This window comes from Pseudomonas frigoris (assembly GCF_047758635.1).
Lineage (GTDB): Bacteria > Pseudomonadota > Gammaproteobacteria > Pseudomonadales > Pseudomonadaceae > Aquipseudomonas > Aquipseudomonas frigoris.
This window is the reverse complement of sequence record NZ_CP180479.1, coordinates 1970333-1993649: the sequence shown is the minus strand read 5'-3', so window position 1 is coordinate 1993649 and position 23317 is coordinate 1970333. Positions and strand designations below refer to the sequence as shown.

The window sequence follows — 23317 nt, the reverse complement described above, 5'->3', positions numbered from 1 at the left end:
ATACAGTCATCATTCTGTCGTGAAATAAAGGACTGGGAGCCCCTCTTTATCCAAGAGAGTGCTCCCAGTCCTTTTTTATCGCCAGAGAAAGCCATGACCACCACAGAACAGCTGAGTGCCTTGAGTTCCATACTGGCTCAAAGCGGTTTGCACAGCTTGTTCCAGCCGATCATTTCCCTCTCTGAGCGACGCATTCTCGGTTACGAAGCACTTAGTCGCGGCCCCTCCAACAGTCCACTGCACTCCCCCCTCGCACTGTTCGCCGTCGCCCGTCAGGCTGGGCGCCTGAGCGAGCTGGAAATCGCTTGCCGTCAAAGCGCCTGCCGACGTTTCAACGAGCAGCAACTGCCCGGCAAACTGTTCCTCAACGTTTCCCCTGAATCCCTGCTCGAAGCCGCCCACCAACCCGGGCGCACCCTGCAACTGCTGCAGGATTTCGGCATATCGCCGAGTCAGGTGGTGATAGAACTGACTGAACAAACCCCGACCGATGATTTCGAGCTGCTGCAAACCGCGTTGCATCACTATCGAGCGATGGGATTTTCCATTGCTCTGGATGATCTGGGCGCAGGCTATTCGAGTTTGCGGCTGTGGTCTGAATTGCGTCCGGACTACGTGAAAATTGATCGACACTTCATCGACGGCATTCACCAGGACGCCCTCAAGCGCGAATTCGTCGGCTCGATCCTGCAAATCGCCAAGGCCTCGCGGGCACAAGTGATCGCAGAAGGTATCGAGCTGCCGGAAGAACTCGCGGTACTGACCGAGATGGGCGTCGATCTGGTTCAGGGTTATCTGCTCTGCCGCCCCCAGGAACATCCACCTCGTGATGCCCGAGCCCTGATGCCCAAACGGGAAAGCGCAGTGGTGGCGTTGAATGATGAAGTCAGCGACCTTAGCGCTTTGCTCAAAGACCAACCGGCAGTGGGTCGCGATACACCGACCGCCACGGTGCTGGAAGCCTTTCGCCGCCAGGCCAACCTGAACTCTCTGGCGGTGCTCGACGAGCAAGGTCAGCCCTGCGGCATCGTCCATCGGCATTCGCTCTCCGATGCACTGCTCAAACCTTTTGCCACCGACTTGTTCGCCCGCAAGCCGATCAGCCGTTTAATGAGTGATGACTTCCTCGCCGTTGAGATGAGCCAGTCATTGCAACAAGTGAGCCGACTGATCACCAGCCGCGCGCGGCAACGCATCGAAGAAGACTTCATCATCACCCTCAACGGCGGTTACCTGGGATTGGGCCGAGTGATCGACGTACTCAAACTGATTACCGAACTGAAGATCCAGCAAGCCCGTTACGCCAACCCGCTGACCCTGCTGCCGGGCAACGTGCCGATCCAGCAATGCCTGACGCGACTGCTGCAACAGCAACGGGAGTCGGTGATCTGCTACGTCGACATCGACAGTTTCAAACCCTTCAACGATATCTACGGCTACGGCCGTGGGGACGAAGTCCTGCTAAGCCTGGCGCAATGCCTGAATGACCGCGTCGACCCTTCCCGCGACTTTGTCGGCCATATCGGCGGCGATGACTTCCTGCTGGTGCTCGGCCCGGAAGACTGGCGCAAACGCTTGAACCAGTTGCTGGACGACTTCCAGAGCCAATGCCGCCGCTTTTATCGCAGCGAACATCTGGAAGCCGGCTGCTTCATCGCCCCAAACCGTCAGGGTGTGCGCCAGGAGTTTGCATTGCTGTCACTGTCGATCGGCGTGGTGCATTTACATCCACAGGCCTGTGGACAACTCGATGCAAGCCAGTTGGCAGAGATGGCATCGCAGGCCAAGCATCACGCGAAAAATGTGCCGGGGTATAGCGTGCATGTGATCGATAGTCTGGCGGTGCCGGGGCAGCACGAGGAGTTGTTCATAGGGCATCGTTGATAGAACTGCTCGCGATGACGCCGGTTCTGCCAACTCAGATTGAGGGCGGTGCCTCGGAACCGCGAGACGCCAACTCTTTCAGTTTAAGCTCGGCCAGCGGATGCCCAGCCTTCGCAGCAATCTCCCAAAACCGCGCAGCTTCAACCGCATCCGGCGCCTTGCTCGGTGTTCCGGCGATACTGATCACGCCAACTTGATACGCCGCCTTGCCGTCCCCCGCCAACGCCGCCAGACGCAGCAACCGCACTCCCTCTTCGCGAGCGCCAAGGCCGACGCCACGAAAGGTCAGGATGTGGCCGTAGAAGCTCTGGGCGCCAACATCACCCAGGTTCGCCATGCGTGCGAACTGGCCTTCGAGCCAGCTCCAGCCACGCGGTTGGCGCACAAACCATGACCAGTGAAACAAGCGGCGAGCCAGCCAGTAGCTGGCCCTCGACTTGAGTTTTAAAAACACTCAGGCCTCCGCCGATTCCGGGTACTCGTATTCGAACACCCGCACCACTTCCGAGGCATGCCAGGACGCTGCGGCCACCCCATCGGACGGGCCGGAGAAACGCCCCAGACGTTCGACACATTCAAAGAATCCGGTGCGCGGCAGGCGGCTGGCGCCCTGGCTGATCACCAGCGAACTGCGCAATGGCTGCTCGGCCTTGGCGTCCAGCGCGGCGAGATGTTCAAGCGCAGCGGTCAAGGTTTGCATGGCCGGTGTGGGCAGTTGCAAACGTTCGAGCAACGCCCGGTATGTCAGAAGATGACGCTGGCGACGCGCCTGATCCAGTTCGCCCAGCAACCCGTCCCAATGTTGACGACTGATGCGTACGCTCACGATTCATCCCTCCACCCTGGCACCGTCAATTCCCAGGCCAGGCTGCGGCGAATCGCAGCGTCGGGTAGACGCTCGCCACTTTCGATCAAGGCCAGATAGGACGGGCTGATGCCTACCGTGCGGGCCAACGCCTCAATGGCGATGCCCTTCCCTTCGCGCAAACTGCGTAGTTGATCCAGACCCGGAAGAATCTGGTCGGGTGTTGCCGCGTGACGCTCTGGGGCGACCCGCGACGGTTGTTCACTGATGCCTGCTGCTTTTAGTAGAGCCTGATACTGAGCCCATGGCAGAACCGCATACTCGGGCTCTCCTTCGCGTGTAATTATCTGAATATCCATGACTACCCCGTAGGACAACAACACTTAGCGAGTCGGCACTTTTCCCTAGAAGTGTAATCCTAACAGCGGCCAAGGTCGCGGGGGTATCAATCTGTGGATGAGATTGAATCAGTTCAGTTTTTTTTCGGCCCCTGAAGCTGAAGTTGTTCCGGTGTATCGGGAAGGCGTTCGACCACCGCAAGCTTTTCCGGCAACTGACGCTTGCGCCAGACGCGGAAGGCGTTGAGTTCATCGTCGAGAACTTTCATCAGCCAGGCCAGCACCGCGATGTCATCGAGCATGCCGAACACTGGGATGAAATCAGGAATGGCATCCACCGGACTGAGGAAGTACATCAGGCCTGCCACGACCGATATCAGGGCTTTGGGGCTGATGGCCCGATACTCACCGCGCCAATAAGCCAGGCAGAGTGCCTGCAACAGGCGTAGATCATCCTTGAGCTTGCCTAGCCGATTACCCTGGCTGGCTCCTTTGCTGGCCACCGCGAAGAGTAAGGTCGGCAAACGTCCACGCGCCAGCAGGCGTCCGGCCAGAGGCAGGAAACGAGCGAAACTCCAAGGTGTTTTCATCATTTCCTCCCACTGAAATGTTATCCACACAAATTGTGGATAACCTTGTGAACAGAGCTGCTTTTCACGGCTGAAAGCCCCGTTTCATAAGGGCTTAACTCAGATCGGGCGTTTTTTACTCACATAAAAAAACCCAAGATTTCATTGACTTGGCGCTCTGGCGCGGCTAGTGCGGGCGCCCTCAATGGCTATGACTCCAGCCTACAGCATCCGTTCGCTTTGTTTACCTTCGCTGAACGCCAGATGCAACAACGCCCCGCATAAGCGGGGCGTTGTTTTTAGAGCAGACGCTGATTACTTGGTAGCGGCGTCTTGTTTTGCTGGATCCTTGATTGCCAGCAGTTCCAGGTCGAATACCAGCACCGAGTTGGCTGGAATCGCCGGGCTTGGGCTTTGGGCGCCGTAAGCCAGTTCGCTAGGGATGTACAGTTTGTACTTCTCGCCAACGTGCATCAGTTGCAGGCCTTCGACCCAACCCGGAATCACACCGCTGACCGGCAGATCGATCGGGCTGCCACGCTCGACGGAACTGTCGAAAACGGTGCCGTTGGTCAGGGTGCCGGTGTAGTGAACGCTCACTACGTCGGTCGGCTTAGGCTGTGCGCCATCGGCTTTCTTGACCACTTCATACTGCAGGCCCGAAGCGGTGGTGGTTACACCGGCTTTCTTGGCGTTGTCTTCGAGGAATTTCTTGCCGCCAGCTGCCGACTCTTCGCTCATTTTGGCCATACGCTCTTCAGCACGCTTTTGCAGTGCTGCGAAGGCTTCGACCAGTTCGTCATCCTTCAGCTTCTGTTCTTTCTTGCCGACGGCATCTTCGATGCCTTGGGCTACGGCTTTGGAGTCCAGATCATCCATGCCTTCCTGAGCCAGGCTCTTGCCCATGTTCAGGCCAATCCCGTAGGAAGCTTTTTGCGCCGGGGTTTTCAGCTCTACGCTGGTCTGCGAATCACAACCCGCAAGTACCAGGCTAACCAGGGCCACCGCCGCCGCCAACCGATGCTGTTTCATGCTATTTCCTTGTTCATGCGCCTAAAGGGCAATCGAATTAAAGCCGCGAGCTTATCAGGCGGCCACGACCAATGGCTACCGGCATGAGAGCAGGAAACATCTGATAAGTTCAGGTGTTTTAACGCATTTCGGGATTGGGCTGATGAAGCTTCTGTCATCTTGTGCTCACAGAGACCGATAGCAGAACCCCAGCATCTGGCGTAATGGCCACTTGCCGCACCTCAGGTGCTGAGGCATAAGGGAGCTTCAAATCGACACGGATGTTTATCTTGCGCCTCTTCTTTCGCTTGCTGGTTCTGTTCGCAGTCCTGTTGGGGCTGGGCCTCGCCGTGGCTCTGTACTACGTCGCCAACCCGAAACTGCCGGCCTGGTCACCCGTGCAGCAGGTGCATTACCTGGAGCAATGGAGCGCCAACGACCGCGAGACTTACTACTTCACGCCCCAGGGTACTCAGGTCAAAGGCTTGCGCTATGACTGGTTCAAGGCCCTCGAATTACCGTTCTCGCAACAGCGATTCGCCGCTCCCGAATACCTCGCCCGCTTCGGTTTTCTGATCGACCCCAGCCAGAGACCCACACCAAACAACCCCGGCAATCTTCCCGTAGGTTTTGCCCGTCATCAAAATCCTGGAAGCCAGGACGAGTTTCTGGACATTACCTGCGCCGCCTGCCACACCGGCGAACTGCGCTTTAACGGCCAGGCCGTGCGCATCGATGGCGGTTCGGCGCAACACGTTCTGCCATCCAGCGTTCCTACGTTGCGCGGCGGCAGTTTCGGGCAAGCGCTGGTAGCGAGCCTGACGTCGACTTACTACAACCCGTGGAAATTCGAACGTTTCGCACGCAACGTATTGGGCCAGGACTACGATGCCCGGCATCAACAACTGCGCAAAGACGTCAAAGTCTCGCTCGACACCTTCTTGAAGGTGGCCTGGAACGACACCCATCGCGGGCTCTATCCCACCGAAGAAGGCCCCGGCCGCACCGACGCTTTCGGGCGCATTGCCAACGCCAGTTTCGGCGATGCGATTTCCCCCGCCAACTACCGTGTGGCCAACGCTCCGGTCGACTATCCGCAACTGTGGGACATGTGGACCTTCGACTGGGTGCAGTGGAACGGTTCGGCGCAGCAACCAATGGCCCGCAACATCGGTGAGGCCTTGGGTGTGGGAGCCACGCTGAATTTCTTCGACGCTAATGGCCAACCGCTTAAAGGAGACGCCCGTTATCCGTCCAGTGTCCGCTTACGCGATCTGCACCTGATCGAACAAACCCTGCAACGGCTCAAACCGCCAGCCTGGCCAGAAGAACTGCTGGGCGCCATCGATAAAACCCAGGCCGCAAAAGGTCGCGAATTATTCACCGAGAACTGCGCCGGCTGCCATGTACCTCGATCGGTCCAAAGCGACGGGCGCTGGGTGCAACATCTGAAAATGCTGCCCGTGAAGTTCATCGGCACAGACCCGGGCGCGGCCAATAACATCGCCGACCATCGCTTCGACCTCACAGCCTTGCAATGGGACCCGGCAGAGCTGGCGCAGCTGGATGTGCAATTGCAGCCGACGCCCGTTGAATCGCTGGATTTGAGCAAGCTCTCGTCGGCTAAAGGGTTGGCCTACGTCACCGCTTTCGTCGGAAACCGGGCCTTCCGTGAAGCAAACATTCCTGCGGCCGAACGACCGGACATGGATGGATTCGGCCTGCCGATTGGCGTGCGTGAATTGCGCGCCTACAAGGCGCGACCATTGGCGGGAGTCTGGGCCACCGCGCCATTTCTGCATAACGGTTCGGTGCCGAGCATTTATCAGTTGCTCTCGCCCCAGGATGAACGCGCAACCACCTTCTATAAAGGCACTTTCGAGTACGACCCGAGGCACCTCGGCTATCGCACCGAGGCCTTCACCAATGGCTTCATGTTCGACACACGCATCACCGGCAATCACAACAGCGGCCACGAATTCCGCGCAGGCAAGCGTGGCAACGGCGTCATCGGTCGCCTGCTGCAACCAGAAGAGCGCTGGGCGCTGCTGGAGTATCTGAAAGTGTTGGGCGGCCCGTTGGAGGCGCAATTGCCATGAGCAGACTCTGGATGCGTTTTAGCGCCTTTCTCGGCAAAACCCTGCTGTGGTCGCTAGGCCTTGGATTGCTCGGCTGGGCACTGGCCACGGCGTGGTTCGCCTGGCAGCACAGCGGCCCGGTTTCGGCTGAAGAACTGATTCCGGATGGCGAATCAGCGATGACTCAAGACATCATCCAGACCGCCGTGCGCATCGTCGATCAGCACCGTGAAAGCACCCGCTACCTGCGCGACGCCCATGCCAAGGCCCATGGCTGCGTGAAGGCCGAGGTTCAGGTGCTGCCGGATCTGGCGGTTGAACTGCGTCAGGGTGTGTTCAGCGAACCCGGCAAAACCTGGCAAGCAACGATGCGGCTGTCCAACGGTAATGCCTACCCGCAGTTCGACAGCATCCGCGATGCACGGGGCATGGCGATCAAATTGCTCGATGTGCCCGGTAAACAGCTGCTGCGTGATCAACAGAGTCGTGGTGAACAGGACTTCGTGATGTTCAGCCATCCGAATTTCTTCGTCAGCGATGTCGCCGAGTACCGTCAAAATGTAGCCGCACAGGCTGACGGCAAGAAGCTGATGGCGTTCTTTCCGGGTTGGGACCCACGGACCTGGCAGGTTCGCCATCTGTTTATCGCGCTGGCGACACTGTCACCCGCCCCGGAAAGCCCGACCCAGACGACTTACTTTTCGGTTTCGCCCTACAAATTCGGCGAAGCCAATGCCAAGTTCCGCGTCATGCCCGATCCGGCAAACTGCCCGACTTACACCCTGCCTGCGCAAAACCAGAAGTTGCCGAACTTTTTGCGCAATGCGCTGAACCAGCAACTGTCGACCGACCGGATGCCGGCCTGTTTCGTCCTGCAGATACAGCGCCAGGACCCGGCCAAGTACATGCCGATCGAAGACACGAGCATTGAGTGGCAGGAAAACGATGCCCTGTTCGAGACCGTAGCGCGGATCAACGTACCCGCCCAGGACTTCGATACGCCTGCGCTGAACGTGCAATGCGATAACCAGTCGTTCAACCCATGGTTTGGCCTTGAGGCTCATCGCCCTATTGGCGGTATAAACCGGTTGCGCAAAGCCGTGTATGAAGCAGTGAGCGACTACCGACACAGCCGCAACGCCGAATGATAAGAAGGCAGAACGAAAGAAAGCGACCCAAAGGTCGCTTTCTCGGTGGAGCCTCGGCAGAAGCCAAACCCCAGACAGCAAAAAGCCCGCATTAAGCGGGCTTTCTGTGGTGACCTGGCGTTCAGCGTTCCAGGTGACCGAATATGGCGCAGCGGACGGGACTCGAACCCGCGACCCCCGGCGTGACAGGCCGGTATTCTAACCGACTGAACTACCGCTGCGCGTAGCGTTGAAAGTAAGTGGTGGGTGATGACGGGATCGAACCGCCGACATTCTGCTTGTAAGGCAGACGCTCTCCCAGCTGAGCTAATCACCCTTTACCTTCGTTGCGGGGCGCATTGTGCCACAGATTTTCATAAAGTGTTGATTTAATTGAATAATTTTCAAAAAAATCTGAAAACCCATAAAACGACGCGACCTGCAGGAACAACTTACAAACGTTGGACAGAAAAAAACCCGCGTTAAGCGGGCTTTTCCGTGGTGACCTGGCGTTCAGCGTTCCAGATAACCGAATATGGCGCAGCGGACGGGACTCGAACCCGCGACCCCCGGCGTGACAGGCCGGTATTCTAACCGACTGAACTACCGCTGCGCGTAACACTGGAAGCGAATGGTGGGTGATGACGGGATCGAACCGCCGACATTCTGCTTGTAAGGCAGACGCTCTCCCAGCTGAGCTAATCACCCTTCACTTTCGGTGTGGCGCGCATTCTACGGAGCGACCACATCTCTGGCAAGCACTTTTTTAATTAATTTTTTCAGGCCTTCCAAAGGCTTAGAGAAGGGTTGGCCTATGGCGCCGCGAAGAGAATAATGCCCCCCTTTGTATAAAGGAGAGACTCGCCCCATGTGGTTCAAAAACCTGCTTATCTATCGCCTGACCCAAGATCTGCCTTTTGATGCCGAGGCGTTGGAAACTGCACTGGCCACCAAACTGGCGCGTTCATGTGCAAGCCAGGAGTTGACCACCTACGGTTTCGTCGCGCCATTCGGCAAGGGCGAAGATGCTCCGCTGGTGCACATCAGCGGCGACTTCCTGCTGATCGCCGCGCGTAAAGAAGAGCGCATTCTGCCGGGCAGCGTCGTGCGTGACGCGGTGAAGGAAAAGGTCGAAGAGATCGAAGCCGAACAAATGCGCAAGGTCTACAAAAAGGAACGCGATCAGATCAAGGATGAAATCATCCAGGCCTTCCTACCGCGCGCCTTTATTCGTCGTTCGTCGACTTTCGCTGCCATCGCGCCGAAACAGGGCCTGATCCTGGTCAACTCGGCCAGCCCGAAACGTGCCGAAGACCTGTTGTCCACCCTGCGTGAAGTCATCGGCACGCTGCCGGTACGTCCGCTGACCGTGAAGATGTCCCCTACCGCGACCATGACTGAATGGGTCACCACCCAGAAAGCTGCGGACGATTTCTTCGTGCTGGACGAGTGCGAGCTGCGTGATACCCACGAAGACGGCGGCATCGTGCGTTGCAAGCGCCAGGACCTGACCAGCGAAGAAATCCAGCTGCACCTGAGCACCGGCAAAGTGGTCACTCAGCTGTCGTTGGCCTGGCAAGACAAGCTGTCTTTCGTGCTTGACGACAAGATGGTGGTCAAGCGCCTGAAGTTCGAAGACCTGCTGCAAGACCAGGCGGAACAGGACGGTGGCGAAGAAGCCCTCGGCCAACTGGACGCCAGCTTCACCCTGATGATGCTGACCTTCGGCGACTTCCTGCCGGCGCTGATTGAAGCGTTGGGCGGTGAAGAGACTCCGCAGGGGATCTAAAGGCTGGTGATTGCTAATGTGGGAGCGGGCTTGCTCGCGAATAGGGACTGACATTCAGCGATGATGTTGACTGTCAGGACGCCTTCGCGAGCAAGCCCGCTCCCACATTGGGCCTGCGTAATTTTCGAATACGAATAACAAGGATCAGGCCATGCGTGCACTGGCTGCATTGAGTCGTTTTGTCGGCAACACCTTCGCTTACTGGGTACTGATTTTCGCCGTCGTGGCGTTCCTGCAACCGACCTGGTTCATCGGCCTGAAGGGCGCGATCGTGCCGCTGTTGGGCCTGGTGATGTTCGGCATGGGCCTGACCCTCAAACTCGAAGACTTCGCCGAAGTCGCTCGCCATCCATGGCGCGTGGCCCTGGGCGTGGTTGCGCATTTCGTGATCATGCCCGGTGTGGCGTGGTTGCTTTGCCAGGCTTTCCACTTGCCGCCGGAGATCGCTGTCGGCGTCATCCTGGTCGGCTGCTGCCCTAGCGGCACCTCGTCGAACGTGATGACCTGGCTGGCCCGCGGCGATCTGGCGCTGTCGGTAGCCATCGCCGCTGTCACCACCCTCCTTGCCCCGCTGCTGACCCCGGCGCTGATCTGGTTGTTGGCCTCAGCCTGGTTGCCGGTTTCGTTCATGGAGTTGTTCTGGTCGATCCTGCAAGTGGTGCTGTTGCCGATCGTGCTTGGCGTGGTTGCCCAGCGCCTGCTGGGTGATCGGGTTTGCCACGCGGTGGACGTGCTGCCGCTGATCTCGGTGGTGAGCATCGTGATCATCGTCACCGCGGTGGTGGCCGCCAGCCAGGCGAAGATCGCCGAATCCGGCCTGTTGATCATGGCCGTGGTGATGCTGCACAACAGCTTCGGCTATCTGCTGGGTTACTTCACCGGGAGGCTGTTCAAGTTGCCACTGGCCCAGCGTAAATCCCTGGCGCTGGAAGTCGGCATGCAGAACTCCGGGCTGGGTGCGGCCCTGGCCAGTGCGCACTTCTCGCCGCTGGCGGCGGTGCCGAGTGCGTTGTTCAGCGTCTGGCACAACATCTCCGGGGCGCTGCTCTCGACGTATTTCCGCCGGATGAGTGAGAAAGAAGATCGGGAAACAGCGGCTCAGCAGGCTATCGACTGATCCGAAAACTTGATCCCCGGGTTAATGATGGGCACTCTATTGTGCAACGCGAGGACGACCTCGCGGCTCGATCGAGTCATTAATCTGGGGACGACCCCGTCAATCGATGGAGGTCTCTCATGCCCTGGATCATTCTGTTTTTCGCCGGCCTGTTCGAAGTTGGCTGGGCCGTCGGCCTGAAATACACCGATGGCTTCAGCCGCCCTCTCCCCACCGCATTGACCGTTGCCGCCATGGCCATCAGCCTTGGCTTGCTGGGCCTTGCCATGAAGGAATTGCCGCTGGGCACGGCCTACGCGATCTGGACGGGTGTCGGTGCGGTCGGGACGGTAATTGCCGGGATCATTCTGTTCGGTGAATCCATGGCGCTGTTCAGGCTCGCCAGTGTGGCGCTGATCATTTCCGGGCTGGTCGGACTGAAGATCAGCGCCTGACTGATTGCTGTCATTACGAAAAAGCCCGCCGCCCTTTCGATACAGACAGGGGGAGCGGGCTTTTTCAATGGTGTGTATTAACGAATCAACTTTCGGCCAGCGCCCTGCGTTCACGCGCGACCGGGGCCTTTTCCGCATGCTCAAGCTGCATGCAGCGCTCCAGGAACAGGAACATATAGTCGTAGCTTTTGCAGACCGCCTGACGCAATTCCACTTGCAGGGATTTGCTTGGGTTCATGCCCGCCAGCGTGCAGATGATTTCCAGCGCTTCCCACGGATGGGCATCGTCGTACTGGGCATGCATCTTCAACCACTTCATGGCCCGCTTGCGATCTTCCTCGGGGAATGATGCCGCGTAGACGCCACTGGAACAGACCAGCGCCGACCACTCCCCGGTCGCACCTTCAATGGCGTAGTTGGTGGCGGCAATGGCAACGATCAGCGAATCCGACGAACTGGTGTGCCAGCACCAGTGGCTCAAGGCGTGAAGTTCAGGGGCAACCTTTTGCGCTTGCAGATCTTCCAGGCTGACACCGTGAGCACGGCTCCAGTGCACCCAGTAATCGGCATGGTTCAATTCGACGCGTATGTTACGCATCAGCCAGCGACGCGCCATGTCTTCACCTGGATGGCGGGCAAAGCGAGTCTTGGTGAGGTTCTGTGCCATATATAACGCGAACTGTTCGACTACCGGCCAGCCACCAATCAGGTACTGACGCATGGTCTTTGCACTGAGTTTGTTATCACGCAGACGCTTATACAGTTCGTGTTCGACAACCCGGTGTTTGCTCTCGCTGCAATCCTGGATCAGGCTTTGAGCCCAGGCGGGATAACTTGCAGCGTCCATGAGTGGTCCGGTTCGGTTGAATGTGTCGATCACTGTCGTGCTCCTTTTGATTGTGATTATAAGGATCAGCAAGAGATTTCAACGGAACGTGCCAGGCGCCTTGAACAACAAAGGCTGAGGCCTGGCTGGACGACTTTGTAAACTGTCGCAGGTAAACAAATGCGGGCGTTCAATAACATACCCTTGAGCGTAATCCACCCCGATCTCCAGCAATGCCTGCTCGATCTGGGGTGTTTCAACAAACTCGGCAATCGTACGCTTACCCATAACATGACCGATGTGATTGATCACTTCGACCATGGCGCGGTTAATCGGGTCGTCCAGCATATCCTTTACGAAACTCCCGTCGATCTTCAGGAAGTCTACAGGCAAATGTTTCAAGTAGGCGAATGAGGACATTCCGGCGCAAAAGTCATCCAGTGAAAAGTGGCAACCTAAACCTTTGAGTTCATTAATAAATCTGATAGCACTTCCGAGATTGGAAATAGCACTGGTTTCAGTGATTTCAAAACAAATCATTTCAGGCGGTATGGAGTAAGTAACAAACTGTTCACGCAGGAAGTGCAGAAACGCCTCATCTCCGATAGTTGTGCCTGACAGATTAATCGCACACATGGCCAACGGCCCTTTGCGCTGTTCGGCTATACATTGGGCAATGACTTTGAAAACGTTCTGCACAACCCAGCGGTCAAGGGACGTCATCAGACCATAACGTTCGGCAGCCGGAATAAAGCTGTCGGGCAGAATCATGCGTCCGGCTTCGTCATGCAGACGCAACAGAATTTCGATATGGCCACCACCCTTCTCGGTATGACCAAGCGGCGCGATTTCCTGGGCGTACAGGCAGAAACGGTCTTCTTCCAGCGCCATGTGCAAGCGCTGCACCCAAGCCATCTCGCCGAAGCGCAGGGACAGTTCCGAATCGTCGGCGTGATAGACCTGAACCCGATTGCGGCCCTTTTCCTTGGCCATGTAGCAGGCCATGTCGGCAGCGCGCAGCGAGGCTTCGAGGGTGGTCGGATTCTGAGCGACGTGAACCAGCCCGATGCTCACAGTGGTCACGAATGGTCGGCCTTTCCAGACGAAGTGCAGGTTCTGCACGGTCTGACGCAGGCCCTCGGCGATTTTTTCTGCGGCTTCCGGGGCGCAGTTCTCCAGCAGGATGCCAAACTCGTCGCCACCCAACCGGGCCAGGGTATCGCCTTCGCGCAAACCGGATTGCAGCAACGCACAGATATGCCGAAGTAACTCGTCACCCGCCGCATGGCCGCAGGTATCGTTGACCAGTTTGAACTGATCCAGATCGAGGAACATCAGGGCATGGCGCCCCGACTGCCGTGTCAGGTTGTGCAGCGCCTGTTCCAGGCGATATTCGAACTCGCGGCGGTTAGCGAGCCCGGTCAAGGCGTCATGGGTCGCCTGCCAGGACAGATTGGCAATGTACTGTCGCTCCTGGGTCATGTCGTGCAGCACCAGCACCGTGCCGCTGACCTTCCCGGCGTTGCGGATCGGCGCACCGACCAGGGTGACCGAAACCGTGCTGCCATCCAGGCGCTGAATCAATTTGGAGTGTTCGCTGCCACTACTGAGCTGTCCGCTCAAAATATGCTCAATCAGCGTGAAGCCATCGGCCTGAGCGCTCTCGTCCAGCAGATTGAACAGCGCCGCCAGCGGCAAACCCGTCGCCTGCTCGGCCTTCCAGTGGGTCAGCACCTCGGCGGCCGGGTTCATGTAGGCGATTGCGCCTTCGACATTCGTGGTGATCACGCCATCGCCAATCGATTGCAGGGTGATCTGCGCCCGATCCTTCTCCAACTGCAGGGCCTCGGCGAACGCATTGCGGTGCTTGAGCAGTTTGTGGGTGCGCATCAAGGCCAGCGCAATCAAGCCCAGGGCGGTGGCGAGGTTGGTCACCAGCAGCAGCCGCAGGATCACCCGTGAACCTTCGCCCAAGGCATCGCTGAAGGCTTTCGCCGCCGGTGTCACACCCTCGTTGATGGCGAATATCTGGTCTTTCCAGCGCTTGATGTCAGCCTCGGCGGCCTGATTGACAGGTATGTGCTGATGCATTTCCTTCGCAACGTCATCGAGTTGCACCAGATACGCGTCGCCCACCGTCCAAAGGTCGATAGCTTTTTCGAGGTAACTGAAGTGCCGGAAATTGAGGTAAAGCCAGATCACACTGGAGACGTCATCCGGGTGGTTACCTCCCTTGAGGATCGCCACCCGTGCCGCTTCGATATTAGGTGGCCGATGATCCAGCGCCACACGCAACTCGTGGCCCCCCTGCGGTACGGCAATGGCGTTCTGGTATTTGAGGAAAATCGTCTCGTCGCGGTTGTCGGCGTAGAGATTGAGGTAATAGATGGCGTCTTTTTGGCCTTTGGACCACAGGCTTTCACCGGCAACGTAGCCGCGAACCGCCGACAGAACATACAGGCTGACACCGCCCAGCAAGGCTTGAAATAACACGACGGCAATAAATGGCCAGACGATGCCCAACAACCGTGGCGTTCCGAGAGTCCGCGCTTGATTCATGAGGTCCCTTGTTTTAGCACTGCCAGATCATCATCCACCGTGATCGCTACAGCTAGACTAGGGTGCGTTCTCGGTTCCGGCAAGCGGAGGATCAGCCTCGGTACACTCTAAACACAACCATATATATGTACAGCCACAGCAGATTTCGAGATCGATTAACTGGGCACTCCAGGATTCCCCTACTTGTTGCGGGAATTACTTTCATGAGGAGTGCGACATGACATCGACACCTTTAGCTGCACCCGACACATCGGCCGCCGAAGAAATTCGCGCCAGACAAGCGCTGGGACTTGATGACGGCCCGGATATCGAATCTTTTATTACTCAACCCACCGCTCAGGATCGACAACGGTTCAAGGCTTTGCAACGCGCGACACCCACCCTCGCGCAATCCCTGACCATCAACATGTACAAGGCAAAACTCATCAATGTTCAAATCGTCGACACCGTAAAAAGCTTCATGACCGGCAAGTCCTCGTTGATCCGTCATCTGGGCGGCGATGTACTGCGTCTCGCGTCCGAAGAGGAATTGCGTGCGAAGCCCTCGGTATTTCTCGAGCGGATATTGAACGCGACCCAAGCACAGGATCTGGCAGACCGGCTTCTCAAGAAACTCGAGTGGTATGGCGCACACCCCGGCGAACAGACGCCGACGTCCGTACGCAATCAACTGATTTGCAAAGCCATATGCCTCTACTTTCATGAGTCGTCGGCTGACGATTCGCAAGAGCTCGCCGGCTTCCGCTGGCAAGACCCGGCACACTGGGGCAAAAGCTACCAGAGCCTGCGCAGCGATTTCGAACAGCACTTGCTGCGCAACCGGCGGCTCGCCAATACCAAGGATGCGATATTACTGGCGCGGGTGTTCGAGACCCGCCTCTCAAAGGACTTCGCTGTGCGCGATATCCCGTCCGACCTTCCTTACAAAAGTTCGGTGGTGTGGGTGAACTTCATGCACGGCGTGCTGCTGGCAGATGAACTCGACCTTGATCGATTGCAACCGCTGTCCTTTCAACAACTCGTTGACCTGCCCCTGACCCGGAGCGCCGACGCCTCGTCCGAACAACTTGAGAAGATTGCGCGACTGAGGATGGGTCCAGCGCTGGAATGGGCGGTGTGCAGTGGCATCGTTCAATCGCGAACGGAATCCGATTACGACGAGGACGATATGACGCGGGCGATGGCAGCTCTGGAAAGCCACAGCGAGAGCCTGAACAACGCCGTCATGACACTCGATTTGCCGCCCCCTGAAAGACTGAAGATGGCCAAACGGGTAAAGGATGATCTGTTTGGCGATGCAATGTTCGAATCGGACGGGCGCAAGTTGCTGCGTCATGTGCCACCGAGCAGCTTGGGGTTCAGAGATATGCCCTCATTGAAGCTGCCGGGCGATGCATTCCTCGATGTCTATGCCGATGGCCAATTCGATGACGCAAGCAAATGGTTTGTAACCCAGTCCGATGGAAAAACACGAACCAGTCACTGGATCAAGATCGACGACAAGCGAACCCTGCATGATGAGGAATTCCGCAAGGATCATAGGGGGATCGAAAGGCTTGTGCCTAGCAGAGGCGGGAGCAAGACGCTGCCTGATATCAACAGGCAGTTTGAAACAGACTTCACAAACTACCTCTCGAAAATCAGGACGGCCTATCAGACCCTGATCGCCAGTCTACTGACCTCGCTGCCACTGGCCGACCGCCAGGCCCTTGAGCGGGGTGACGTCCGCTTGCTGAGCCTGCACCTGGAAAAAACACACATCCAATTAAGGGGAGACATCCGACCAAGAAAAGGTTTCGTTCTACAGGTGACCCACAATCATGAAATCACCTATTACGAACTGATCCCGAGTGCTGGCGTCATTCGTTGCCGACCCCACTTGAGGTTTTCAACAGTCAAAGGGGTTCGCACCACGTTTCCCTTGCACGCCTCAATCCCCGGACAAACATATACTGCTGAAATCAGCACTTCTCTACTTCTCGATTGGTCAGCGCACTTAGATGGCACGCAGCCTGCTGACAGGGCGTACTGCATAGCGATCCTCGGCGTGGTAGGTGACGTGCCCGCAGCTGCCGTTAGCCATAGCGAAGGAACGGCGCGGGTATCCCCCCGTTTGAATGCAGTGGCCCACTACATTGCAACGAATTTTCTGTACGTAGATGAACGGCAGTTGCATACCCAAGCCCGCGGCATGACGGCATTCGACACCATCAGGGCTAGAAACGAACAACGGCGGAATACGTTCGTTGAGGTGGTCAAAGGGTTTGTGCCCTTCTGGGGCAGTATTGAGGACCTTTTGTCGGGCCAGATACTCACAGGCGTGATCGGACTCGTATTGGACCTGGCTTCATTCATCAGTCCTGTCGGGAAATTCATGTCGGGTTCGGTGCGTTTGATCAGGGCCGGGGTCACAGCCTCGCGCATGACCGTCAAAGCAAGTCTGCCCTCCTTTTCAACGTTGACCCGAAAACTGCTGACCGCTTCGCTGAGAAACCTGAACCCGCTGGACGGGGTTCCGACACTGCTGAAGGCAACGGTAAGCGGCGCCAGGAAAGGGCTGTACATAGCCGGCCGCATGGGCCTTGACGGAATCAAAAAACTGACAGGACACGCCGACAGCTACCGACTGGTCCACAACCTGCCCCAGACAACCGATCCGGGGCGCTGGAAACCGCTGACAAACAGCGATCGACTGGCAACGGTCAACGGTGTCGATGATGTACTTGTGCGCAATACCAGCCCGTCGGACCTGACCCGATTCCACCCCGTCGACCCGGTGACGTCCTTGCCCTATGGCCCGCGCCTGAGCAATAACCACAGAAACTTCATGCAGGGCCGGTCAACCTTCGAAACGTTACCTCCTACCGAATCCCACGTCCTGGTAGAACTCCCGGAATATGTCCATATCCGTGAAGTACTTGAGATCGATGGTCGAACCACACTGTTCGTTGATGACATTCCCTATCGTCTGGACGGCAACCAACTGCGCCGTGCCGACTTGATTGATGATAAGGCGATGTTCAAATCCTTGCCTTGCCGGGTACGACGTAACCCGGGTGCCGATGTATGCAAGACTTCATTCGTCACCCGTGATCCGGCGCCGACGCCGGCCATCGGCAGTTTCGACGAAAACAAAGGCTGGGCGCCGTGGTTCGGAGACAGTATCTATACGCCGGCCACTGCGGATCGGGCGATGATGCTTAAAACCCTGAAGAATAAAAACCGGCTCCTGGCTACGATGGAGTTCCAAAAAGGGATTTATGGGAGGATCAAGGTGAGTATTCCCTTCAGGAAGCAGAATCAATTTGACACCTTCGAGGCCGGTGCCACCATCATCCCGGCGACAGACGATTCGAAGCACTATGTGTTCACTCGACTGGATGCTGGACATTTTTACGTCGCCGAACTGGCACAAGGTCAAAGCATAAGAGACACGCTGAATTTCAAGAAAGCTTCCACATTGCCGGAAGATCTCAAAGCAGAATTGCTGACTGTCTACACCGGATCGTTGAATGCCAACAATGTGGCAAGGATTCACGGTACGGAAGCGGTGGAACTTGCGTTGAAAACAATGGAAGAAATCGCCATTCCGATTGGCGGCCACGTGAACCCGCCCGATACGCTCAAGCTGCTCAAGGTCGATACTAGTCCAGGCGAAGCGGTGCTGTTCGATCACTCGACCCGAATGATTGTCACGCAGCTGCCGAAAGGTGCGACAAGCTGGTCGCGCAGCAAGGTCGCATCAGAAGCCTTCCGTCAAAGAACAGTGGAGGTTTTCAATACATTGTTCCTTGAGCCGAGCATCGTGCTGAACAATGCCGACAGCGCATTGAGGATCGACAGCACGATGAAAAAGCTTCACAACCTTATCCCTCGTCACCACCGCCCGCTCAATCCTAGAAACATCGCCTATGCCGAAGTAGTCACCGCCACCGGGAAGCGGGAGGTTTATGTAAGTGTTTCGGGAGCGCAGGGGGCGACCGGACATCTGCCTTTGTTCAAACAAAATCTTGGCGCAGATCAGGTCAAGGTTGGTGAAACGACCTACTTCGATGTTGATATGAACGAAGTTTTTACCAGCACTTCACTCCGAGTGTCTGATGAAGGCAAATTACTCGCAGTGCCAGCGACAATAAAAGATATTGAAAGCTATCGCCCGGAACTGACTCTCAAGCCCACGTCACTGGACAGCGAAAGCAAGTTGATCAGCGTAATTCGCGAAAAATACCCCGATCCCGGATCGATCGAAACGGTTAACGTCGCCACCACCATGCCACCCTGCGAATCCTGTTCGGTTGTTATCAAGGAATTCGGTTACGACGGCGGTGAAAATGCGCTGAACGTCCTGTGGCACTGATCTAATGTTGCTGCAAATGCCCATACAGCTTAGCGTACAAACCACCATCAGCAATCAACTGCTGATGGTCACCATCTTCGGCAATTTGCCCGCCATCAAACACCAGCACCCGATCAGCCTGTTTCACTGCCGATAACCGGTGCGCAATGATCAGCGTGGTGCGGTTGCTCAAGAACCGCGCCAACGCCTGGTGCAGGTTGTACTCGGTGGCGGCATCCAGCGCTGAGGTGGCTTCGTCGAGGATCACCACCTTGGGCTCGGCCAGCACCATCCGCGCAATCGCCAGGCGTTGGCGTTGCCCGCCGGATAACCGCACGCCGGAACGTCCAACGATGCTGTCCAGGCCGTTGGTCAACTCACGAACCGTGTGGTGCAGCTGAGCAATCTCCAAAGCCTGCCAGCAGGCTTCGTCGCTGCGTTCGCGGCCCATGGTCAGGTTGGCGCGGATAGTGTCGTTGAACAGCGCCGGATGTTGCAGGACCACGGCGACGTTCTCCCGCACGGTTTCCAGGCCGATCTCTTGCTGGGTCGAGCCGCCGAAGCGGATCGTCCCGGCGAGCGGCGTGTACAGGCCCAGCAGCAACTGCACCAAGGTACTTTTGCCACCACCGCTGGCGCCGACAATCGCGACTTTTTCGCCGGGGGCGATCGACAGGTTCATCTGGTTCAACACCAGCTCGTCGCCGTAACCGAAACTCAATCCCTGGACTTCGATGCCAACGGTTTCGCGACCGTTGAACGGGTCGACACCGCCCGGGTATTCAGGCTCATCGGCCCGGGCCAGCAACTCGTTGATCCGCGACAGCGCGCCGCCGGCCGCGTAATAGGCGTACTGCAGATTCAGCAGCTGTTCCACCGGACCGATCATGAACCACAGGTAGCTGAACACCGCCAGCATCTGGCCGATGGACAGGTCGGAAAACAGCACGGTGAGCATCGCCGCCGCACGGAAAATATCGATGCCGAACTGGAACAGCAAGCCGCTGGCACGGTTCGAGGCATCGGTTTTCCACTGCGAGTTCACCGCGTAATCGCGCACTTCCCGGGCGCGTTGACCCAGGCGTCCAAGGAAAAATCCCTGACGGTTGCCGGCGCGTACTTCCTGAATGGAGTCGAGGGTTTCGGTCAGCGCCTGGGTGAAGCGCGAGGTGCTGTCGTTCTCGAGTTTCTTCAGGTGCTTGACCCGTTTGCCCAACTGCACCGTGGCATAGATCACCAACGGGTTGAACAGCAGGATCAGCAACGCCAGTTTCCAGTGCATCCACATCAGGATGGAGGCGGTGCCGACCAGGGTCAGCATGGCCACAAGGAAACGACTGAGGGTTTCGCCAACGAATTTGTCCAGCGTGTCCAGGTCGGTCACCAGGTGGGTGGTGACCGTGCCGCTGCCCAGGCTTTCGTATTCACCCAGCGAAATGCGCTTGAGCCGTTCAATCAGGCGCACGCGAATGCGGTACACGATGTCCTTGGCCAGCGCCGCAAACAATCGCGCCTGCACGACGTTGAACAGCAAAGCGGCGCAACGCAGTCCCAGCGTCACCAGCAGCATCAGGCCGATGTAGCCCGCCGCTTTTTGCCAGTCGTCGGGCAGCGCGTGGTTCATGACTTTCAGTGCGGCGTCACCGTGGCCCAGTAGCACTTCATCCACCAGCAACGGCAGGAGCAAGGGAATTGGTACGCTACACAGGGTTGCCAACACCGCCACGCCGTTGGCGATCCAAAGGGATTTCTTGTGATGCAGCGCCAGGCGACGGATTTCTGCCCAGCTCAGACGGTCGACACGTGAAGGAGCTGGCGCGTCGTCGGGCAGATCATGCACAGGCAGCGCGCTCCAGCCAGCGGCCGAGCAACGGAGACAATACGCTGAGGGGCTGATAGCCATTGGTCAACAGCGCCAATTGACCATCACGCTCAGCCAGTAAGGTAGGGAAACCGGCAATGCCCAGGTCCTGGACCCAGGTGAAATCGGCCGCCGTCGCGGCGTGCTGATCGGCACGGTCGAACGCGGCGGCGAACTCGATACGCGGCAGACCGGCCTGCTCCGCCAGCTCCACCAGAACACTGGCATGAGTGACGTCGCGACCTTCGGCGTAAAACGCGTGCTGAATCAGCCCGAGCAGTGTCCACGCGCAATCCGGCGCCAGGCTGCGCGCGGTCACCAGCGCCCGACAGGCAGGTTCGGTGTCGTAGACAAACCCGTCGGGCAACGCACCTTCCAGCTTGAACGGTTGGCCAGTCGCCTCGTTGACCGCCTGCCAATGCTCAAGGATGTAGCGCCGGGTGGTCGGCTCCAGCGCGGAGCCGCTGCCGGTACGCAAACCGCCCACCACCAGGTGCACGTCCACCCCCGCTGCTTGCGCCTGCTCGACCAGCGCGTTGGCCACCGGCGCGAAGCCCCAGCACCAGGAACACATCGGGTCCATCACATAGAGCAGGCGTTGCACAGACATGGTTCAAGCCTCGGAAGGAGTTTGCTTGTAGTTGTAGCCGATCGGGTGAGGCAGGTTGCGAGCCTTGGCCAGTTCGATCTGCTTTTGCCGGTCGATGGCACTGCGACGGGTCTTCTCGCTCAGCTTATCCCAGCAATGCGGGCAACTGATGCCGGCCACGTAGTGCTCGGATGTGCGGTCGGAGGCGCTGATCGGTGTACGACAGGCATGACATTGATCGTAGTCGCCTTCGCTGAGGTCGTGACGAACGGTCACGCGGTTATCGAACACGAAGCAGTCGCCCTGCCATTTGGTTTCTTCCTGTGGCACCTCTTCGAGGTACTTCAGAATGCCGCCCTTGAGGTGATAGACCTCGTCGAAACCCTGGCTGAGCATATAGCTGGACGCCTTTTCACAACGAATGCCGCCGGTGCAGAACATCGCGACTTTCTTGTGCACGGCCGGGTCGAAATTGGCTTTGATGTAGTCGGGGAATTCGCGAAAACTGGTGGTCTTCGGGTCGATAGCACCTTCGAAGGTGCCGATCGAGACTTCATAATCGTTGCGGGTGTCGATCAACAGCACTTCCGAATCGCTGATCAGCGCGTTCCAGTTCTCTGGATCGACGTAGGTGCCGACCTTCTTGTTCGGATCCACGCCTTCGACGCCGAGGGTGACGATTTCTTTCTTGAGTTTGACTTTGGTGCGATAGAACGGCTGGTCGTCGCAGTACGACTCTTTGTGGTCGATGTCGTCCATGCGTGGGTCGTTCTTGAGCCAGGCCATCAGCCCGTCAATGCCTTCGCGGCTGCCGGACACGGTGCCGTTGATACCTTCTTCGGCGATCAGCAGCGTGCCTTTGATGCCGTTGTCGACCATCGCTTGCAGCAGCGGCTCGCGCAAGGCGACGTAATCTTCCAGAGTGACGAACTTATACAGTGCCGCCACGACAATCTGTTGTGTCATGGGTGATTCTCCAGGTGGCTACCCTCGTAAGGGGTGAACCGGATGCGAAAAAAAACGCGCCGGGTGAGCGGCGCGTTGCGGATTCTAGCAAAAAACCGATGCTTAATGCTTGCTGCCGCCAGCACAGGTCGGCGAGGCCGGAGCCGCGTCGATCTGTGCCCATTCCTCTGGCGTGTAGGTATGCAGCGCCAACGCATGGAACTCGCCCATCAGCTCGCCGAGCGTGCCGTAGACTTTCTGGTGACGCTTGACGCGGTTGAGCCCTTCGAACTGCTGGCTGACCACCACGGCCTTGAAGTGGGTCTGCAACCCACGGCTGTGCATGTGGCTTTCATCCAGCACTTGCAGATGCTGCGGCTGCAACAGGCCCAGCGTCGATTCGATGCGTTGTTGCATGGTCATACCGAACTCCGCTTAAGGCTTTTTCTTGGCTGGAGCGGCGGCGCCTTTAGGCTCCAGCTCGGCCGTCATGTCAGCCAGCAGTTTGTTGACCACAGGCACGGCGCTTTCCAGCTTGGCTTGAGTCATCTGGGCCGATTGCTGAGTCAGCTGCGGCATTTTTTCCAGGACTTTCTTGCCCAGTGGCGACTGGTAGAACGCGACTAGGTCTTTCAGCTCCGATTCGCTGAAGTTGGTGGTGTAGAGCTTGACCATGTCCGGCTTCAGCTTGTTCCAGCCAATGGCTTGGTCCAGCGCGGCGTTGGCTTTGGCTTGGTAGGTCTCCAGCAAGGCCTTTTTCGATTCAGGGGCTTTGGTCTGAGCAAAGCGCTGAGCGAACATTTGCTGCACTTGCATGTAAACCGGAGTGCCCAATTTGTCAGCGTGCGCCAGGGTCAGGAACGCTTCGGCACTGGCGTTGTGGCTGGCGGTATCGGCAAAAACAGGGCCGCTGGCGCAAACCAGTGCAACCGCGGTACAGATGGCACGAAGACGAGTCATCGAGTTTCCTTTTCTAGCAGGCGAGGTAAAACCCCAAGGGCGTCCATTCTGCGCCTAAAAAACTGTGTGGCTCAACCCCAAGCCTTGTC

The 23317-nt window shown here is 57.7% G+C and carries 19 protein-coding genes and 4 tRNA genes; 7 read left to right on the top strand and 16 right to left on the bottom strand.

Annotated features, from left to right (window positions below):
* Positions 1–93: 93 nt before the first annotated feature.
* Complete coding sequence (locus ACMXYH_RS09065) at positions 94–1884, top strand: bifunctional diguanylate cyclase/phosphodiesterase (RefSeq protein ID WP_415766880.1); 1791 nt, start codon at positions 94–96, stop codon at positions 1882–1884.
* Positions 1885–1918: 34 nt separating this feature from the next.
* Here ACMXYH_RS09065 and ACMXYH_RS09060 read toward each other — a convergent pair whose 3' ends face one another.
* The 5 genes from ACMXYH_RS09060 to ACMXYH_RS09040 form a co-directional block, all read right to left on the bottom strand.
* The gene (locus tag ACMXYH_RS09060) at positions 1919–2338 is read right to left on the bottom strand and encodes a sel1 repeat family protein (protein WP_415766879.1); all 420 of its coding nucleotides are present in this window, start codon (positions 2336–2338) and stop codon (positions 1919–1921) included.
* Positions 2339–2710 carry a hypothetical protein gene (locus ACMXYH_RS09055; RefSeq protein WP_003223109.1) on the bottom strand — a complete coding sequence of 124 codons (372 nt, stop codon included), beginning with the start codon at positions 2708–2710 and terminating at the stop codon, positions 2339–2341.
* The gene (locus tag ACMXYH_RS09050) at positions 2707–3048 is read right to left on the bottom strand and encodes a helix-turn-helix domain-containing protein (protein ID WP_129437358.1); all 342 of its coding nucleotides are present in this window, start codon (positions 3046–3048) and stop codon (positions 2707–2709) included. Before ACMXYH_RS09050 ends, ACMXYH_RS09055 begins: the two co-directional genes overlap by 4 nt.
* Positions 3049–3161: 113 nt before the next feature.
* A complete protein-coding gene (locus ACMXYH_RS09045) occupies positions 3162–3617 on the bottom strand; it encodes a YkvA family protein (protein ID WP_129437359.1) in 456 nt (151 codons plus the stop codon).
* 294 nt (positions 3618–3911) lie between these two features.
* Positions 3912–4628, bottom strand: a complete 717-nt coding sequence (locus ACMXYH_RS09040; protein ID WP_415766878.1) for an FKBP-type peptidyl-prolyl cis-trans isomerase — start codon at positions 4626–4628, stop codon at positions 3912–3914.
* A gap of 269 nt (positions 4629–4897) precedes the next feature.
* On the opposite strand from ACMXYH_RS09040, the gene ACMXYH_RS09035 reads away from it, so the two are divergent.
* Both ACMXYH_RS09035 and ACMXYH_RS09030 read left to right on the top strand, forming a co-directional pair.
* Positions 4898–6706, top strand: a complete 1809-nt coding sequence (locus ACMXYH_RS09035) for a di-heme-cytochrome C peroxidase (RefSeq protein ID WP_415766877.1) — start codon at positions 4898–4900, stop codon at positions 6704–6706.
* Positions 6703–7833 (top strand): catalase family protein, encoded by a 1131-nt coding sequence (locus tag ACMXYH_RS09030; RefSeq protein WP_415766876.1) that lies wholly within the window; start codon positions 6703–6705, stop codon positions 7831–7833. The genes ACMXYH_RS09035 and ACMXYH_RS09030 overlap by 4 nt, the downstream gene beginning before the upstream one ends.
* A gap of 144 nt (positions 7834–7977) precedes the next feature.
* Here ACMXYH_RS09030 and ACMXYH_RS09025 read toward each other — a convergent pair.
* The 4 genes from ACMXYH_RS09025 to ACMXYH_RS09010 all read right to left on the bottom strand — a co-directional run bounded on the left by ACMXYH_RS09025 (position 7978) and on the right by ACMXYH_RS09010 (position 8520).
* Positions 7978–8054 (bottom strand) — tRNA-Asp (locus ACMXYH_RS09025).
* A 19-nt stretch (positions 8055–8073) separates the two neighbouring features.
* Positions 8074–8149: transfer RNA gene (locus ACMXYH_RS09020), tRNA-Val, on the bottom strand.
* Between the two features lie 199 nt (positions 8150–8348).
* Positions 8349–8425 (bottom strand) — tRNA-Asp (locus tag ACMXYH_RS09015).
* Positions 8426–8444: 19 nt separating this feature from the next.
* Positions 8445–8520, bottom strand: a tRNA-Val gene (locus ACMXYH_RS09010).
* A 160-nt stretch (positions 8521–8680) separates the two neighbouring features.
* Between ACMXYH_RS09010 and rdgC the strand changes: the two genes are divergently transcribed.
* The 3 genes from rdgC (at position 8681) to sugE (ending at position 11152) form a co-directional block, all read left to right on the top strand.
* Entirely contained in the window at positions 8681–9601 is a 921-nt protein-coding gene (rdgC, locus tag ACMXYH_RS09005; RefSeq protein ID WP_415766875.1) for a recombination-associated protein RdgC, read from the top strand.
* Between the two features lie 151 nt (positions 9602–9752).
* A complete protein-coding gene (locus ACMXYH_RS09000) occupies positions 9753–10718 on the top strand; it encodes a bile acid:sodium symporter family protein (protein ID WP_415766874.1) in 966 nt (321 codons plus the stop codon).
* 119 nt (positions 10719–10837) lie between these two features.
* Positions 10838–11152, top strand: a complete 315-nt coding sequence (gene sugE / locus ACMXYH_RS08995; protein ID WP_415766873.1) for a quaternary ammonium compound efflux SMR transporter SugE — start codon at positions 10838–10840, stop codon at positions 11150–11152.
* A gap of 85 nt (positions 11153–11237) precedes the next feature.
* Here the strand turns inward: sugE and ACMXYH_RS08990 are convergent, their stop codons facing one another.
* Positions 11238–11999, bottom strand: coding sequence for a TenA family transcriptional regulator (locus tag ACMXYH_RS08990; RefSeq protein WP_415766872.1), 762 nt, complete (start codon positions 11997–11999; stop codon positions 11238–11240).
* A gap of 78 nt (positions 12000–12077) precedes the next feature.
* Positions 12078–14537 (bottom strand): EAL domain-containing protein, encoded by a 2460-nt coding sequence (locus ACMXYH_RS08985; RefSeq protein ID WP_415766871.1) that lies wholly within the window; start codon positions 14535–14537, stop codon positions 12078–12080.
* 217 nt (positions 14538–14754) lie between these two features.
* Between ACMXYH_RS08985 and ACMXYH_RS08980 the strand changes: the two genes are divergently transcribed.
* Complete coding sequence (locus ACMXYH_RS08980; protein ID WP_415766870.1) at positions 14755–18894, top strand: hypothetical protein; 4140 nt, start codon at positions 14755–14757, stop codon at positions 18892–18894.
* Between the two features lies 1 nt (position 18895).
* On the opposite strand, the gene ACMXYH_RS08975 is transcribed toward ACMXYH_RS08980, so the two are convergent.
* The 5 genes from ACMXYH_RS08975 to ACMXYH_RS08955 all read right to left on the bottom strand — a co-directional run bounded on the left by ACMXYH_RS08975 (position 18896) and on the right by ACMXYH_RS08955 (position 23228).
* A complete protein-coding gene (locus tag ACMXYH_RS08975; protein ID WP_415766869.1) occupies positions 18896–20713 on the bottom strand; it encodes an ABC transporter ATP-binding protein in 1818 nt (605 codons plus the stop codon).
* Entirely contained in the window at positions 20706–21308 is a 603-nt protein-coding gene (locus ACMXYH_RS08970; protein ID WP_415767667.1) for a DsbA family protein, read from the bottom strand. The genes ACMXYH_RS08975 and ACMXYH_RS08970 overlap by 8 nt, the downstream gene beginning before the upstream one ends.
* Positions 21309–21347: 39 nt before the next feature.
* A complete protein-coding gene (locus ACMXYH_RS08965) occupies positions 21348–22289 on the bottom strand; it encodes a rhodanese-related sulfurtransferase (protein WP_415766868.1) in 942 nt (313 codons plus the stop codon).
* 102 nt (positions 22290–22391) lie between these two features.
* The gene (locus ACMXYH_RS08960; protein ID WP_008151216.1) at positions 22392–22691 is read right to left on the bottom strand and encodes a BolA family protein; all 300 of its coding nucleotides are present in this window, start codon (positions 22689–22691) and stop codon (positions 22392–22394) included.
* Between the two features lie 12 nt (positions 22692–22703).
* Positions 22704–23228, bottom strand: coding sequence for a DUF2059 domain-containing protein (locus ACMXYH_RS08955; RefSeq protein WP_134419115.1), 525 nt, complete (start codon positions 23226–23228; stop codon positions 22704–22706).
* Positions 23229–23317 lie beyond the last annotated feature (89 nt).